Source organism: Mesorhizobium sp. M7A.F.Ca.US.006.04.2.1, from assembly GCF_004022915.1.
Lineage (GTDB): Bacteria > Pseudomonadota > Alphaproteobacteria > Rhizobiales > Rhizobiaceae > Mesorhizobium > Mesorhizobium ciceri.
In genome coordinates, this window is sequence record NZ_RZQA01001035.1 from 1 (window position 1) to 1,926 (window position 1,926).

Here is a 1,926-nt window from a genome sequence, read left to right on the forward strand (position 1 = left end):
GCATGGCGCGACCGACTATGTCGATGCGGTGCCGATGCTGCAGGCGATTTCGACGACCGATACGACGCCGATGGTGCGCGTGCCGTGGAACGATCCGGCGATCATCGGCAAGGTGCTCGACGCCGGCGCCTATGGCGTGATCTGCCCGATGGTCAACACCGCCGAGGAAGCGGACGCCTTCGTCAAGGCCTGCCGCTATTTCCCCAAGGGCGGCCGCAGCGTTGGTCCGCTGCGCGCTTCGCTCTACGCCGGCGCGGACTATTTCCAGCATGCCAACGACACCATCATCACCATGGCGATGATCGAGAGCGAGCAGGCGGTGAAGAATCTGGAAGACATACTGAAGACGCCGCACCTCGACGCCATCTTCGTCGGCCCGTCGGACCTTGCGGTGACTATGCGCGAGGCGCCAGGCTTCGATCCGCGCTATCCCGCCGTCTACGAGGCGATCGAATACATCGCCGCCAAGTGCAAGGAAGCCGGCGTCATTCCCGGCATCCATTGCGGTTCGGTCACCTATGGCGTCGACATGCGCAAGATGGGCTATCGCTTCATGGCCTACCTCTCTGACTTCCGCATGCTGCAGCAGATGGTGGCGCGTTCGCTGCCGGCCTTCCGCGCCGGCACGCCGAGCGCGATCGCGCCCTGATCGGCAAAATCCGGATCGATCGCCATGACATCGACAGGCACGCTGCGCAGCAAGGTGACGGTCATCGGGGCCGGCATCATTGGCGTCTGCACCGCGAACTATCTGCTCGAGCAGGGTTTTGCCGTCGAGGTGGTCGATCCGGCCTTGCCGGGATCTGAGGAGCAATGCTCCTTCGGCAATGCCGGTGGCATCTGCCCGGGATCGTGCATCCCGAATTCGATGCCGGGCGTGCTGCGCAATGTGCCGAAATGGCTGATGGACCCGGAAGGGCCGTTGATCGTGCGGCTGGCCTATCTGCCGCACGCGCTTCCCTGGCTGCTGCGCTTCCTGGCCGCCAGCCGCAAACCGCGCGTCGAGGAGATATCGGCGGCGATGCGCTCGCTGCACCGCTACACATTCGAATGCTACGAGCCGCTGATCAAGGCTGCCGGCTGCGAGGACCTTTTGCAGAAGCGCGGCCAGCTGTTCGTCCACGAAACGGCCGACGGGCCGTCCAAGGGCGCTTATGGTCTGGGGCTTCGCCGCGACCACGGCGTCAAGGTGGACATCCTCGATGCCGACGAAATCCGGCAACTCGAACCGGCGCTGGCGCCGATCTTCAAGAGCGCCGTCTATCTGCCCGAACAGGGGCAGTGTCCAAATCCCGGCCGGCTTGTCGCCAGGCTCGCCGAGCATGCGGCGCGTCAGGGCGCTCGTTTTGTGCGCGCGAAGGTGCTCGGCTTCGACATGGCGGCCAACGGCCCATCGGCGCTGCGGCTTGAAGGCGGCGGGCGCATGCCGGTCGAGACCGTGGTGCTTTGCGCCGGCGCCTGGTCGGGCGATCTTGCCCGCAAGCTTGGCGACCGCATTCCGCTCGAGAGCGAGCGCGGCTATCACATCATGGTCAAGGGTGCCGATACCGGCTTGCGTATCCAGACCATCTCGGCCGACCGCAAGTTCGTCGCTTCGCCGATGGAGGACGGGCTGCGCATCGCCGGCAATGTCGAGTTCGCCGGCCTGAAGGCGCCTGCGAACATGCACCGGGCGGACGTTCTCCTCAAACAGGCGCGGTCGATGTTCAGGAAACTGGAGGTCGGCGAGGTCACGCGCTGGATGGGGCATCGTCCCGGCACGCCCGACAGCATCCCGGTCATCGACCGGGCGTCGCGGGCCAAAAATGTCATCTACGCCTTTGGCCACGGCCATCAGGGCCTGATCGGCGGCGCCGTCACCGGTAAGATCGTGTCGCAGCTTGCCGCCGGTCTGCCGCCGGCGATCGATCTGACGCCGTTCCAGGC

At 65.6% G+C, this 1,926-nt stretch carries 2 protein-coding genes; both read left to right on the top strand.

All coding sequences use genetic code 11. The features are described from left to right. A partial coding sequence (locus EN925_RS33860; RefSeq protein ID WP_128337268.1) for an aldolase/citrate lyase family protein occupies window positions 1–649 on the top strand: 649 nt, incomplete at its 5' end. A gap of 24 nt (window positions 650–673) precedes the next feature. Next, window positions 674–1,926: FAD-dependent oxidoreductase (locus EN925_RS33865; protein ID WP_128337269.1), on the top strand; the 1,253-nt coding region annotated here is incomplete at its 3' end.